Source organism: Saccharothrix espanaensis DSM 44229 (assembly GCF_000328705.1).
Taxonomy (GTDB): domain Bacteria; phylum Actinomycetota; class Actinomycetes; order Mycobacteriales; family Pseudonocardiaceae; genus Actinosynnema; species Actinosynnema espanaense.
The window spans coordinates 7,701,093-7,713,726 of sequence record NC_019673.1; the positions used below are offsets into that span (position 1 = coordinate 7,701,093).

At 72.1% G+C, this 12,634-nt stretch carries 12 protein-coding genes; 5 read left to right on the forward strand and 7 right to left on the reverse strand.

Annotated elements, in window-relative coordinates; all coding sequences use genetic code 11:
• Nucleotides 1–76: 76 nt before the first annotated feature.
• The 3 genes from BN6_RS33490 to rimO are packed head-to-tail and all read right to left on the reverse strand — an operon-like array spanning nucleotide 77 to nucleotide 2,501.
• Entirely contained in the window at nucleotides 77–553 is a 477-nt protein-coding gene (locus tag BN6_RS33490) for a CinA family protein (protein WP_015104290.1), read from the reverse strand.
• Complete coding sequence (gene pgsA, locus BN6_RS33495; RefSeq protein WP_231905464.1) at nucleotides 550–1,083, reverse strand: CDP-diacylglycerol--glycerol-3-phosphate 3-phosphatidyltransferase; 534 nt, start codon at nucleotides 1,081–1,083, stop codon at nucleotides 550–552. Before pgsA ends, BN6_RS33490 begins: the two co-directional genes overlap by 4 nt.
• A 47-nt stretch (nucleotides 1,084–1,130) precedes the next feature.
• Entirely contained in the window at nucleotides 1,131–2,501 is a 1,371-nt protein-coding gene (gene rimO / locus BN6_RS33500) for a 30S ribosomal protein S12 methylthiotransferase RimO (RefSeq protein ID WP_051075831.1), read from the reverse strand.
• A gap of 404 nt (nucleotides 2,502–2,905) precedes the next feature.
• On the opposite strand from rimO, the gene BN6_RS33505 reads away from it, so the two are divergent.
• From BN6_RS33505 to BN6_RS33515, 3 genes are all read left to right on the forward strand, one after another.
• A complete protein-coding gene (locus tag BN6_RS33505; protein ID WP_015104293.1) occupies nucleotides 2,906–3,406 on the forward strand; it encodes an amino-acid N-acetyltransferase in 501 nt (166 codons plus the stop codon).
• A gap of 61 nt (nucleotides 3,407–3,467) precedes the next feature.
• Nucleotides 3,468–4,310: a MerR family transcriptional regulator gene (locus BN6_RS33510; RefSeq protein WP_041315001.1), complete on the forward strand. Its 843-nt coding sequence runs from the start codon at nucleotides 3,468–3,470 to the stop codon at nucleotides 4,308–4,310.
• Nucleotides 4,311–4,600: 290 nt separating this feature from the next.
• On the forward strand, nucleotides 4,601–5,026 hold the full coding sequence (locus BN6_RS33515) for a phospholipase (RefSeq protein ID WP_015104295.1): 426 nt from the start codon (nucleotides 4,601–4,603) through the stop codon (nucleotides 5,024–5,026).
• A gap of 30 nt (nucleotides 5,027–5,056) precedes the next feature.
• Here BN6_RS33515 and BN6_RS33520 read toward each other — a convergent pair whose 3' ends face one another.
• Nucleotides 5,057–7,489, reverse strand: coding sequence for a DNA translocase FtsK (locus BN6_RS33520; RefSeq protein WP_041315004.1), 2,433 nt, complete (start codon nucleotides 7,487–7,489; stop codon nucleotides 5,057–5,059).
• A 131-nt stretch (nucleotides 7,490–7,620) separates the two neighbouring features.
• Here BN6_RS33520 and BN6_RS33525 point away from each other — a divergent pair, with 131 nt between their 5' ends.
• Together BN6_RS33525 and BN6_RS33530 are read left to right on the forward strand one after the other, a co-directional pair.
• Nucleotides 7,621–8,400 (forward strand): lysophospholipid acyltransferase family protein, encoded by a 780-nt coding sequence (locus tag BN6_RS33525; protein WP_015104297.1) that lies wholly within the window; start codon nucleotides 7,621–7,623, stop codon nucleotides 8,398–8,400.
• A gap of 26 nt (nucleotides 8,401–8,426) precedes the next feature.
• On the forward strand, nucleotides 8,427–9,335 hold the full coding sequence (locus BN6_RS33530) for an EamA family transporter (protein WP_231904820.1): 909 nt from the start codon (nucleotides 8,427–8,429) through the stop codon (nucleotides 9,333–9,335).
• Nucleotides 9,336–9,386: 51 nt separating this feature from the next.
• Here BN6_RS33530 and BN6_RS33535 read toward each other — a convergent pair whose 3' ends face one another.
• The 3 genes from BN6_RS33535 to BN6_RS33545 are packed head-to-tail and all read right to left on the reverse strand — an operon-like array spanning nucleotide 9,387 to nucleotide 12,633.
• A complete protein-coding gene (locus BN6_RS33535; protein WP_015104299.1) occupies nucleotides 9,387–11,069 on the reverse strand; it encodes a ribonuclease J in 1,683 nt (560 codons plus the stop codon).
• Nucleotides 11,066–11,962 carry a 4-hydroxy-tetrahydrodipicolinate synthase gene (dapA, locus tag BN6_RS33540; RefSeq protein ID WP_015104300.1) on the reverse strand — a complete coding sequence of 299 codons (897 nt, stop codon included), beginning with the start codon at nucleotides 11,960–11,962 and terminating at the stop codon, nucleotides 11,066–11,068. The genes BN6_RS33535 and dapA overlap by 4 nt, the downstream gene beginning before the upstream one ends.
• Nucleotides 11,963–12,012: 50 nt before the next feature.
• The gene (locus tag BN6_RS33545; RefSeq protein ID WP_015104301.1) at nucleotides 12,013–12,633 is read right to left on the reverse strand and encodes a TIGR03085 family metal-binding protein; all 621 of its coding nucleotides are present in this window, start codon (nucleotides 12,631–12,633) and stop codon (nucleotides 12,013–12,015) included.
• Between the last annotated feature and the right edge of the window lies 1 nt (nucleotide 12,634).

Sequence of the window (12,634 nt, forward strand, 5' to 3'; positions counted from 1 at the left end):
CCAAGGGCGAACGAGTGAACTCGCCGGTAAGTTCCCGGTCGGACGCCCGGGGGCGGGCGGGATCGCCCTGGTCACATCACCCGATCGGGATCTTGAGGTGGTCGCGGAGCAGATCAAGGGCGGTGGCCGCGGCCGCGTGCCGGACTTCGCGCCGATCGCCACCGACAGTGATCGTCCGGACAGTCGAACCGGACGGACCGGACAAACCGATGTGGACGGTGCCGGGTGCGACGCCGTCCTGCGGGTCCGGGCCGGCCACGCCGGTCAGCCCGAGGCCCCAGGTGGCCCCGCAGCGCTCCCGTGCGCCCTCGGCGAGCTGCCGGGCCACCTCGGGGTGCACCGCGCCGTGTGCGGCGAGCAGGGCGGCGTCCACGCCCGCGAGCGAGGTCTTCAGCTCGGTCGCGTACACGATCAGCCCGCCGCGCAGCACGGCGCTGGACCCCGGCACGGTGGTGATCTCGACGGCGACCAGCCCGGCGGTCAGCGACTCGGCGGTGGCGACCGTCTCACCGCGCGCCTTGAGCCCGGCGACGACCTCGGCCGCGGCTGTCACGCCCCGGCCACCGCGCGCTTGCCGCGGGCCCGGAGCTTGAACGCGCGGATCACGTAGTCGACGCCGGTGACGACGGTCAGCACGACGGCCGCGTACATCGAGATCACGGCGACGGCGTGCAGCGCGTCGGGCAGCGGCAGCAGGTAGAGGCCGATGGCGAAGATCTGGACGAGGGTCTTGGCCTTGCCGCCGCGGCTGGCCGGGATCACGCCGTGCCGGATCACCCAGAACCGCAGCAGGGTGACGCCGAGCTCGCGGACCGCGATGACCACGGTGATCCACCAGGGCAGCTCGCCGAGCAGGCTCAGCCCGACCAGCGCGGCCCCGGTGAGGGCCTTGTCCGCGATCGGGTCGGCGATCTTGCCGAAGTCGGTGATCAGGCCGTGCTTGCGGGCCAGGTTGCCGTCCACGTGGTCGGTGACCGACGCGATGGCGAACACCGCGAACGCCGCGAGCCGCCACGCCTGGTCGCGCCCGTCCTCGGCGAACAGCAGGTGGAGGAACACCGGCACGAGCACCAGCCGGGACATCGTCAGCACGTTGGCGATGTTCAGCACCGGCACGCGCGGCGGTTCGGTCACCTCGGGAGCACCTCGATCGCGGTGACGACCAGGTCCACGCCCTCGGCGGCGTCGACCCGGCAGCGGACCAGGTCGCCGACGGTGAGCCCGTCGGCGTTGGTGATCACGCACTCGCCGTCGACCTCGGGGGCCTGGTGGCCGGCGCGGCCGACGCAGTCGTTCTCGTCGTCCTCCTCGCTCTCGACCAGGACGACGACCTCCTGGCCGACCCGGTCCTCGGCGCGCTGCGAGGTGAGCTCCTCGACCAGGTTGGAGATCCGGGTGACCCGGGCGGCGATGGTGTCGGCGTCGAGCTTGTCGCCCAGGCCCTCGGCCTCGGTGCCGTCCTCGTCGGAGTAGCCGAACACGCCGACCGCGTCGAGCCGGGCCTCGGTGAGGAACTTCTCCAGCTCGGCGACGTCCTGCTCGGTCTCGCCGGGGAAGCCGACGATGACGTTGCTGCGGATGCCGGCCTCGGGCGCGAGGGCGCGGATCCGGCCGATCAGCTCCAGGAAGGACTCGGTGGAGCCGAACCGGCGCATCCGGCGCAGGACGGGCTCGCTGGAGTGCTGGAAGGACATGTCGAAGTACTGGGCCACGTTCGGCGTGGTCGCGATGGCCCTGACCAGGGTGGGCTTGGTCTCGGCGGGCTGTAGGTAGGAGACCCGGACCCGGTCGACGACCTGCGCCAGGCGCTCCAGCAGGTTCTCCAGGCCGCCCAGCTCGCGCGGCAGGTCCTTGGCGTAGGAGGTGGAGTTCTCGCTGACCAGGAACACCTCGCGGACGCCCTGCTCGGCCAGCCACACCGCCTCGGCGACGATCTCGTCGGGGTGGCGGGAGACGAACGCGCCGCGGAAGCTCGGGATGGCGCAGAACGAGCAGCGGCGGTCGCAGCCGGAGGCGATCTTGAGCGGCGCGACGGGGGTGTCCTCCAGCCGGGTGCGCAGCACGCGCGGGCCCCAGCCGTGGCCGGGCACCTGGACCTCGGTGGCGGCCTGGGGGCGCTGCACGGGCGTGAGCGGCAGCAGGGTGCGGCGGTCGACCGGCTTGTGCGACTCGACGGTCTGGCCGGCGAGCACGTCGTCCAGGCGGTCGGCGAGGGTCTCGTAGTGGTCGAAGCCGAGCACCGCGTTGGCCTCGGGGAGGCTGTCGGCCAGCTCGGTGCCGTAGCGCTCGGCCATGCAGCCGACCGCGACGACCTTCGCGCCGGAGTCGGCGGCGGCGAGCAGCGTGTCGACGGAGTCCTTCTTGGCGGACTCGACGAAGCCGCACGTGTTGACCACGATCACGTCGGCGTCGCCGTCCACCAGCTCCCAGCCGCCCGCCGACAGCCGGCCGGCCAGTTCCTCGGAGTCGACCTCGTTACGGGCGCAGCCGAGGGTCAGCATGGAGACGCGCTTGGACGTGGTGGGGGAAGACACGGTGCTCAGCGTAACCGGCTGCCGGGGCGTCGCCTGACATCAGCGGCGGGTGCCGGCCCGGCCGGGTCCCGGCGGCCGGTCCGGAAATCCGGTGGTGAAGGCAATTCACGACCGGCGGCGGTGGCGTTTACCGGCCCCCGACCGGCCCACGGGCCAGCCCGTTTCCCGGGACGCCGGAAAACGCGCTGCCCGTCCCGGCCGCTGTCGCCGTCCCTGCGTCGATCACGGACGGCGCAGGTCACAGCGGTCGCGAGGACCATTGCCCGGCGTGCGGGGAATGACCGGAGAGGGTCGGCGGGAAACGCCGGATGTGCTTTTACCGATAGCGCCGGCACCTTTCGGCCGGGGGCCCGTGCGATAAAGTTCGACCGGTGAACGACCCGATCAACGTCCGGCGGGCCCGGACCGGTGACGTGCGGGCCATGAAGGCCCTCATCGACCACTACGCGGGCCAGGTGCTGCTGGCCAAGCCGCTGGTCACGCTGTTCGAGGACATCCAGGAGTTCTGGGTGGCCGAGGAGGGCGGCGTGGTGCTGGGGTGCGGCGCCCTGCACGTGCTGTGGGAGGACCTGGCGGAGATCCGCACGGTCGCGGTGTCGCCGGAGGCGCTGGGGCGCGGGATCGGGCACCGGCTGGTGCGGCAACTGGTCGAGACGGCCCGCGAACTCCAGCTCTCGCGGGTGTTCGTGCTGACCTTCGAGACGACGTTCTTCAGCCGGCACGGGTTCGTGGAGATCGACGGGACGCCGGTCTCCCCCGAGGTCTACGAGGAGATCATGCGGTCGGCCGACGAGGGGGTCGCGGAGTTCCTCGACCTGTCCTACGTCAAGCCGAACACGCTCGGGAACTCGCGGATGCTGCTGCACCTCTGACCCCGCGACCATTCGAGCTAGGACTCGAATAGTCTTGACTCCACGAGCGTCCGCACCCAGGATGAGCCGCGTGGAGCAGCTGACGGTCGACGAACTCGCGGTCCGCGTAGGCGTGCCGGGCAGCACGATCCGCATGTACCAGACCAAGGGCGTGCTGCACCCGCCCAAGCGGCAGGGCCGGCAGGCCTTCTACGACGAGACGCACATCGAGCGCCTCACCCTCGTCCAGCGGCTGCAGGCCCGCGGCTTCTCGCTGCCCGCGATCGCCGAGCTGGTCAAGGCCCGGGAGCAGGGTGCGAGCGTCGCGGCCGTGCTCGGCGTCGGCGACACCGAGGGCCCCGACGACTGGGTGCGGGTCCGGGTCCGCGACATCAGCCGGCTCGTGCCGATGGGCGACGTGCGCCCCGCGGTGCTGCGGCGGGCCATCCAGCTCGGGCTGGTGCGGTGGCGGCGCGGCTGGCCGCACACCCGGCGCTGGGCGCTCGAAGCCGGCAACCGGCTGGCGCTGCTGGCCGTGCCCGCCGAGGACGTGCTGGACAAGTTCGCGAACCTGCGCGCCGGCACGGACGCGATCGCCGCCGACTTCGTGGAGGTCTTCGAGCGCCGGCTGTGGCCGCAGCTCGCGGACAAGTCCGACCAGGACGACCAGCTCGACCGGATCCGGGCGCTGCTGGTGGAGCTGACCTACACCGCCGAGACGGTCGTCGTGGGCACGCTGCGCGAGTCGATCCGGGAGGCCGCCGAGGAGTTCGCGCGCCGGCACGGCCTGCTGCCCGGCGGGGACTTCCACCCGGGATGGGCCGAGGAACCCCTGCCCATCGCCGAACGTCTCATGGACAACGAGAACGAGATCCCGGATGAGCCCGCGATCCGGCGGTTCCTCGACCAGGGCGACGACTCCTGACGCCCTGACACCCGTCCCCGGCGCCTCGGGCGGCCGGGTGGTTCGAGCCGGTTCGGAGGGGTTCGGCTCGCCCACCCGCCACCCGCCCGGCTCCGGGACGCCCGAGCCCGGCGGGGCGAAGACGGCCCCGCCGGGCACCCCGGGCCTGTCGAGACACGTGCTCGGGACCCCGAAGCGGTACTCCGACGTTCACCGCCTGTTGCCGCCCCGGAAGCCGCCGGGGGCTGTCGCACGTCACCGAAGAGCCGGTATGAACCTCCTCACACCTGTGCTACCGAGGGGGAACCACCGTGACAACCCTGCGCACCGCGTTAGCCGTCGTCCTCACGTCGCTGGCCCTGCTGGCCGGCGCGAACACCGCCCAAGCCGCGATCAACGCGCCCGCCGTGACCGACGACTACCTGTTCTCGAAGTCCCTGGCGCAGTTCAGCTCGATCAGGTCCGGCTCGCCCTACGCCGACCAGCTCGACTGGTCGTCCGACGGCTGCTCGTGGTCGCCGGACAACCCGTTCGGCTTCAAGTTCCTGCCCGCCTGCCACCGGCACGACTTCGGCTACCGCAACTACAAGCGGCAGGCCCGGTTCAACGAGACGTCCCGGCTGCGCATCGACGACAACTTCAAGTCCGACCTCTACCACCAGTGCGCCGGCAACTGGGCGTGCAACCGGACCGCCGACCTGTACTACGAGGCGGTCCGCAAGTTCGGCGCGAGCTGACCCGCGAGCCGACCGGGGTCCGGCGGCGGCTCAGTCCTCGTCCCCGGGCGGGGCCGAGCCGCCCCGGATCAGGTACACCACCGAGTCCAGCTCGTCCGGCTTGATCAGCACCTCGCGGGCCTTCGAGCCCTCCGACGGGCCGACCACGCCGCGCGTCTCCAGCAGGTCCATCAGCCGGCCCGCCTTGGCGAACCCGACCCGCAGCTTGCGCTGCAACATCGACGTCGAGCCGAACTGCGAGGTCACGATCAGCTCCGCCGCCTGGAGCAGCACCTCCAGGTCGTCGCCGATGTCGGCGTCGATCTCCTTCTTCTCGCCGGCCTTCGCCGCGGTGACGCCGTCGGTGTACTCCGGCTGCGCCTGGTCCTTGGTGAAGTTGACGATCTCGGCGATCTCCTCGTCGCCGACGAACGCGCCCTGCACCCGCACCGGCTTCGACGCGCCCATCGGCAGGTAGAGCCCGTCGCCCATGCCGATCAGCTTCTCCGCGCCCGGCTGGTCGAGGATGACCCGCGAGTCGGTCAGCGACGAGGTGGCGAACGCCAGCCGGGACGGCACGTTGGTCTTGATCAGGCCGGTCACCACGTCCACCGACGGCCGCTGGGTGGCCAGCACCAGGTGGATCCCGGCGGCACGGGCCTTCTGGGTGATCCGGACGATCGCGTCCTCGACGTCGCGCGGCGCGGTCATCATCAGGTCGGCCAGCTCGTCGACGATCGCCATGATGTAGGGGTAGGGCCGGTACACGCGTTCGCTGCCGGGCGGCGCGGAGATCTCGCCGGACTTCACCTTGCGGTTGAAGTCGTCGATGTGGCGCACCCGGTTGACCTGCATGTCCTGGTAGCGCTGCTCCATCTCCTCGACCAGCCAGGCCAGCGCGGCGGCGGCCTTCTTCGGCTGGGTGATGATGGGCGTGATCAGGTGCGGGATGCCCTCGTACGGGGTCAGCTCGACCATCTTCGGGTCGATCAGGATCATCCGGACCTCGTCCGGGGTGGCCCGCGCCAGCAGCGAGACCAGCATCGAGTTCACGAAGCTGGACTTGCCCGAACCGGTGGAGCCCGCGACCAGCAGGTGCGGCATCTTGGTCAGGTTCGCGGTGACGAAGTGGCCCTCGATGTCCTTGCCCAGCCCGATGACCATCGGGTGGTTGTCCTTGACCGTGGACGGCGAGCGCAGCACGTCGCCCAGCCGCACCATCTCGCGGTCGCTGTTGGGCACCTCGATGCCGACCGCGGACTTGCCGGGGATCGGCGCGAGCAGCCGCACGTTGTCGGTGGCCACCGCGTAGGCGATGTTCTTGGTCAGCGCGGTGATCTTCTCGACCTTCACGCCGGGGCCGAGCTCAACCTCGTAGCGGGTGACCGTCGGGCCGCGGGTGAACCCGGTGACCTGGGCGTCGATCGAGAACTGGTCGAGCACCCCGGTGATGGCCTCGATCATCTGGTCGTTGGCCTTGCTGCGGGCCTTGGGCGCGTCGCCGTCCTTGAGGATGTTCGGCGGCGGCAGCTTGTAGTCGCCCTCCACGGCCCGCACGGCCATGGCGGGCTTGGGCTTCTCGGCCGGTTCGGCGGCCTTCGGCTTCGGGGCGGGGCGCGGCGCGGGGGCCGGCGGCTCCTGCTCGTCCAGCGGCAGTTCGGGCTGCTCGTCGGCGGTCACCGCGGCCTGCCGGCGCCGGGAGGGCCGGCGCAGCTTCGCGGGCTTGGGCTCCTCCTCGACGGGCTCGTCGTCCGCGCGGTCGAACCCCTCCAACTGGTCGGCGGTCCGGCGGCCGTTGAGCAGCGAACCGAGCTTCGCCGGCACCTCGCGGATCGGCAGGTGCGCGAGCACCAGCAGGCCGTAGCCGAAGATCAGCACCAGCAGCGGGCCCGCGACCCACGACGTGAGGCCCTGGGCGAGGAACCCGCCCGCCAGGTAGCCCAGCGCGCCACCGGCCGACCGCCGCTCCACCGGGTCGGTGGGCAGGCCGCCGATGAGGTGGAACATGCCCAGGAACCCGACGGCGACCAGGACACCGCCGATCACCAGGCGGGGCCGGGCTTCCGGGTTCGCGTCGGTGCGCATCAGCGCCACGCCGACGACCAGCAGCACCAGCGGCAGGATCAGCGCGGGCGTGCCCACCGAGCTGCGCACCGCGACGTCGACCCACTGCCCCACCGGGCCGCCCGCCTGCCACCACACGCCCGCGCCGGTGATCACCGCGAGCGCGATCAGCACCAGCGCCAGGCCGTCACGGCGGTGCGCCGGGTCCAGCTCCTTGCCCCGGCCGACCGCCCGCACCACCCCGCCGACACCGCGGCCGAGCAGTCCCCACACCTTGCCGACCGAGCCGGACTTCTTCTTCGCAGCGGGCCGCGCCGTGGCCCGTGACCTGGGTTTGGCCGCGGCAGCACGTGGCTTCGACCCGGCTCTGGAGCCACGGGTCGTGCCCTTGCCGCGCGAGGTTCCGGTTCGGCCAGCCATGATGTATACGGTAGTCCCTGGAGTCCCACCAGCCACAACGTTCACGCGGGACGTGACGTGCGGCGCTCGACGTTCATAGTTGCCCCGATCCGGGTACATCCACACCCCGACACGCCGTAGCCTTCCCCGCTGTGTCCACACCACTGCTGTGGCGCGTGCTGACCACCGTCGACCGCGGGTTCGTCGGTCTCAGCGGACGTCTCAAGGTCACCGGCGACATCCCGTCGCACCTCAAGGGCCGTCCCCTGCTGCTCGCGTCCAACCACATCGGCAACCTCGACCCGTTCGTGCTCATCGCGGCCTGCCACAAGATCGGTGTCGCGCCGCGGTTCCTGCTCACCGGCGGGCTGCTCGACGCGCCGGTCATGGGGCCCGCGCTCAAGGCGTCCGGGCACCTGCGGGTGGATCGGGCGTCGACCTCGGTCGGCGAGGCGTACCACCGGGCGGTGGCGGCGTTGCGGGCCGGTGGCGACCCGCTCGCGGTCTACCCGGAGGGCGGGATCAGCAAGGACCCGGGGCTGTGGCCGGAGCGCGGCAAGACCGGTGCGGCGCGGCTCGCGCTCAGCGGCGGCGTACCGGTGGTCCCGGTCAGCCAGTGGGGTGCGCACGAGGCCGTCCACTGGGGCAACACGCAGGTCGACGGGTGGGCGGACTTCAAGCCCTACCTCACCTCGTACCTGGCCGGGCTGCGCCGGCGGCCGACGTTCCAGGTGCACTTCGGCGCACCGGTGGACCTCGCGGACCTGGCCGACGGGCGTCCCGGCGACGCGCGGCGCGCCCACGAGCGGATCATGCGGGCCATCACCGCCGGGCTGGTGCCGTTGCGGGCCGACGAGCCGGACCGGCCGAAGTTCCACGACCCGACCCGGCCCACCACCGGGCGCAGCCCGTGGCGGCCCCAAGCGGCTTGACCACCAGCGGGGTGAACGGCAGCGGCTTGAACAGCAGGGGACTCGCCCTGGCGCTGGTGTCGTCGTTGACGTTCGGCGCGTCCGGGGTGCTGGCGAAACCGGTGATGGCGGCCGGGGTCACGCCGGTCCAGGTGACCAGCGCCCGGATCGGCGTCGCGGCGGTGCTCCTGGTCGCGTTCGTGGCGGTGGTGCGGCCCCGCGCGCTGCGGTTCACGGGCCGGGAGTGGTGGCTGCCGGTCGGTTTCGGGCTGTTCGGGGTGATCGGCGCGCCGCTGCTGTTCTTCGTGGCGGCGGCCCGGATCCCGATCGGCATCGCGATGCTGCTGGAGTTCACCGCGCCGCTCCTGGTCGCGCTGTGGGTGCGGTTCGTGCGCGGGACCCGGTTGGCGGGCGCGGTGTGGTGGGGCATGGCGGTGGCGGTGGCCGGGCTCGCGATGGTCGGCGAGGTGTGGCGGTCGCTGCAACTGGACACCGTCGGCGTGCTGGCCGCGATGGGATCGGCGGTGTGCACGGCGGCGTACTACCTGCTGGGCGAGAAGGCCGCGGGGAAGCACGACCCGCTCGGCGTGCTGGCCGTCGGGATGGTGGTCGGCGCGGTCGTGCTGGCTGCGGTGAGCCCGCCCTGGCTGGTGCCCGCGGGCCAGGACACCACCCTGGGGCCGGCCTGGTTGTTGTTGCTGTGCCTGGCTTTCTTCGCCACGGCGGTGTCCTACCTGGCGGGCATCTTCTCGCTGCGCGCGCTGCCGTCGTCGGCGGCCAGCGTGATCGGGCTGCTGGAGCCCGTGGTGGCCACCGGGTTGGCGTGGTGGCTGCTCGGGGAGCAGTTGAACGCGGTGCAGGTGCTCGGCGCGGCGGTGTTGCTCGCCGGCGCGGCCGTCGTCCAGGTTGCGGGCAACCGCGCCGCGCACGTCGGGGAGCCGTTGCCGGTCGAGTAGCGGACACGCGTCGGGGCCCGACCAGTGCGGCCGGGCCCCGACGTGGGCGGTCTAGTTCACCGGGATGATCGTCGGCACGATCATCGGCCGGCGGCGGTAGGTCTCGGCGACCCAGCGGCCGACCACCCGGCGCACGGCCTGCGCGATGCGGTGCGAGTCGGTGATGCCCTCGACCTCGGTGCGGGACAGTTCCATCTCCACCAGGGAGATCGCCTGGTCCAGCGCCTTCGGGTCGTCGGAGAAGCCGCGGCCGGAGACCGTCGGCGGGGCGACCGCGCGGCCGGAGTTGGAGTCGATCGCCACGGTGATCGCGATGAACCCGCCCTCGCCGAGCACCAGGCGGTCGGACAGCGTCGACTCGCCGACGTCGCCGACCGACAGGCCGTCCACGTAGACGTGGCCGACCTCGACCTTGCCGCTCACGGCGGCCTTGCCGTCGACCATGTCGACGACCACGCCGTCCTCGGCGATCACCACGCGCTCCTCGGCGACACCGGTGGCCACGGCGAGCGCGGCGTTGGCGCGCAGGTGCCGCCACTCGCCGTGCACCGGCATGACGTTGGACGGCCGGACCGCGTTGTAGAGGAACAGCAGCTCACCGGCCGGCGAGTGGCCGGAGACGTGCACCTTGGCGTTGCCCTGGTGGATGACCGTCGCGCCCAGCCGGGCCAGGCCGTTGACCACGCCGAACACCGCGTTCTCGTTGCCCGGGATGAGCGAGCTGGCCAGCACGATCGTGTCGCCGGCCTGGATCGAGATCTGCCGGTGCTCGCCGCGCGCCATCCGCGACAGCGCCGAGAGCGGCTCGCCCTGCGACCCGGTCGAGACGAACAGCACCTCGTTCTCCGGCATCTCCATGGCCACGTTGAGGTCCACGAACAGGCCGTCGGGCACCTTCAGGAAGCCCAGCTCGGCGGCGATGCCCATGTTGCGGACCATCGACCGGCCGACCAGCGCGACCCGCCGGTTGTACTGCACGGCCACGTCGAGCACCTGCTGCACGCGGTGCACGTGCGAGGCGAAGCAGGCCACGATGACCCGCTGGTTGGCCTTGCGGATGACATTCTCCAGCACCGGGCCGATCTCCCGCTCCGGCGCCACGAACCCGGGCACCTCGGCGTTGGTGGAGTCGACCAGGAACAGGTCCACGCCCTCGTCGCCCAGCCGGGAGAACCCGGCCAGGTCGGTCAGCCGGCCGTCCAGCGGCAGCTGGTCGAGCTTGATGTCGCCGGTGTGCAGCACCAGGCCGGCGGCGGTGCGGATGGCGACCGCGACCGCGTCCGGGATGGAGTGGTTGACCGCGAAGAACTCCAGCTCGTACGGGCCGAACGCGCGGCGCTCGCCGTCGGTGATCTCCACCAGGGTGGGGTTCTGCCGGTGTTCCCTGCACTTGGCCGACAACAGCGCGAGCGTGAACCGGGACCCCACGACGGGCAGGTCCGGCCGCAGCTTGAGCAGGAACGGCACCGCGCCGATGTGGTCCTCGTGGCCGTGCGTCAGGATCAGCGCGTCGATGTCGTCCAGCCGGTCCTCGATCGCCCGGAAGTCCGGCAGGATCAGGTCGACGCCGGGCTGGTCGTCCTCGGGGAACAGCACCCCGCAGTCCACGACCAGCAGTCGGCCGGCGTGTTCGAACACGGTCATGTTGCGGCCGACCTCGCCGATCCCTCCCAGTGCGACGACGCGCAGACCTCCGTCGGGCAGTGCGGGCGGGGGTGAGTTCGGGTTGATCACGCGTTGACTCCCAGTTCGGCCGTGATGGCCTCGATGTCCTCGGTTGACGCCGGCACCAGGGGCAGTCTCGGGTCGCCCGCGTCGACGCCCCTGAGGCGCAGCGCGGCCTTCGTGTAGACGACTCCCGGCATCCGGTTGAACGGCCGCAGCAGCGGCAGCAAATCGTGGTGGATCGCGGTCGCGCGGGCTACCTCGCCCGCCTCGAACGCGTCCAGCAGCTCGCGCAGGCGGTCGCCGGCGAGGTGCGAGATGACGCTGACGAACCCGACCGCGCCCACCGACAGCCAGGGCAGGTTGAGCGGGTCGTCGCCGGAGTAGTAGGCCAGGTCGGTGGCCGCGATCACCTTGCTGCCGGCGAGCAGGTCGCCCTTGGCGTCCTTCACCGCGAGGATGCGCGGGTGCTCGGCCAGCCGCAGCAGCGTGTCGACCTCGATCGGGATCGCCGCGCGCGGCGGGATGTCGTACAGCATCACCGGCAGGCCCACGGCGTCGGCGACGGCGCGGAAGTGCGCCTCCACCCCGGCCTGGGACGGCCGCGAGTAGTACGGGGTGACCAGCAGCAGGCCGTGCGCCCCGGCGGCCTCCGCCTGCTGCGAGAGGTGCACGCTGTGCGCGGTGTCGTACGTGCCGCCGCCGCTGACCACGGTCGCGCGGTCGCCCACGGCTTCTACGACGGCGCGGATCACGTCCGCCTTCTCCGCGTCGCTGGTGGTCGGGCTCTCACCGGTCGTTCCGTTCACCACGAGACCGTCGCTGCCGAGCTCGACCAGGTGCTCCGCGAGGTGCTGCGCCTTGTCCAGGTCCAACGCCCCGGAGGCGTCGAACGGGGTCACCATGGCGGTGAGCACGCGGCCGAACGGGCGGCCGGGCGAAGCGGTAGGGCATCCGGTCATGGCCAAACGCTACCGCCTGACCTGCGCGCAACACCTGATGGGCCCGGTGTTCACAGACTCCGGTTCACCGATTTCACGGCGGCGACCGCGTCCGGGTCGCCGTCGTATTCCACCTCGGCGCGCTCCCGGCCGAAGGCGTGCACCAGCAATTCCGAGACCTGGCCGGTCAGCACCACCGGGTTCGGCCCGGCTTTCACGGTGACCGCCTCGCCGTCGGGGCGGCGCAGCACCACGCCCACCGGGCTGGACCGGTAGGTGAGCTTCCCGGCGCGGCTCAACCCGCTCCACAGCGCGGCGTCGCGCTTCGGGTCGGGCGAGCGGGGCCGCCAGCCGTCCACGGCGCGCCGCACGTCCTCGTGGTGCACGAAGTACTCGACGGTGTTGACCAGGTCGTCCAGCAGCGCGTACGGGGACCACCTCGGCGGCCCGGTGCGCACCAGGGCGACCAGTTCGTCCCACGGCTTGGCCGCGTACGAGTCCTGGACCTTCTGCGTGTGCCCGGCGAGCGGTGTGACCAAGATGCCCACGGCCGCGTCGAGCCGGCGTTCGCGCAGCACGAGGTGCGCGGCCAGGTCTCTGGTGCGCCACGGGTCGCACAGGGTCGGCGCGTCCGGCCCGACCTCGGCGAACAGCTCGGTCAGCAGCCTGCGTTCGTCCTGCGCGACACCCATG

What these genes read in the sequence shown, in the direction of transcription:
- BN6_RS33520 (WP_041315004.1), bottom strand. Translation starts at nt 7,489, where the DNA reads ATGGCTGGCCGAACCGGAACCTCGCGCGGCAAGGGCACGACCCGTGGC.
- rimO (WP_051075831.1), bottom strand. Translation starts at nt 2,501, where the DNA reads ATGCTGACCCTCGGCTGCGCCCGTAACGAGGTCGACTCCGAGGAACTG.
- BN6_RS33510 (WP_041315001.1), top strand. Translation starts at nt 3,468, where the DNA reads ATGAGCCGCGTGGAGCAGCTGACGGTCGACGAACTCGCGGTCCGCGTA.
- pgsA (WP_231905464.1), bottom strand. Translation starts at nt 1,083, where the DNA reads ATGTCCCGGCTGGTGCTCGTGCCGGTGTTCCTCCACCTGCTGTTCGCC.
- dapA (WP_015104300.1), bottom strand. Translation starts at nt 11,962, where the DNA reads ATGACCGGATGCCCTACCGCTTCGCCCGGCCGCCCGTTCGGCCGCGTG.
- BN6_RS33545 (WP_015104301.1), bottom strand. Translation starts at nt 12,633, where the DNA reads ATGGGTGTCGCGCAGGACGAACGCAGGCTGCTGACCGAGCTGTTCGCC.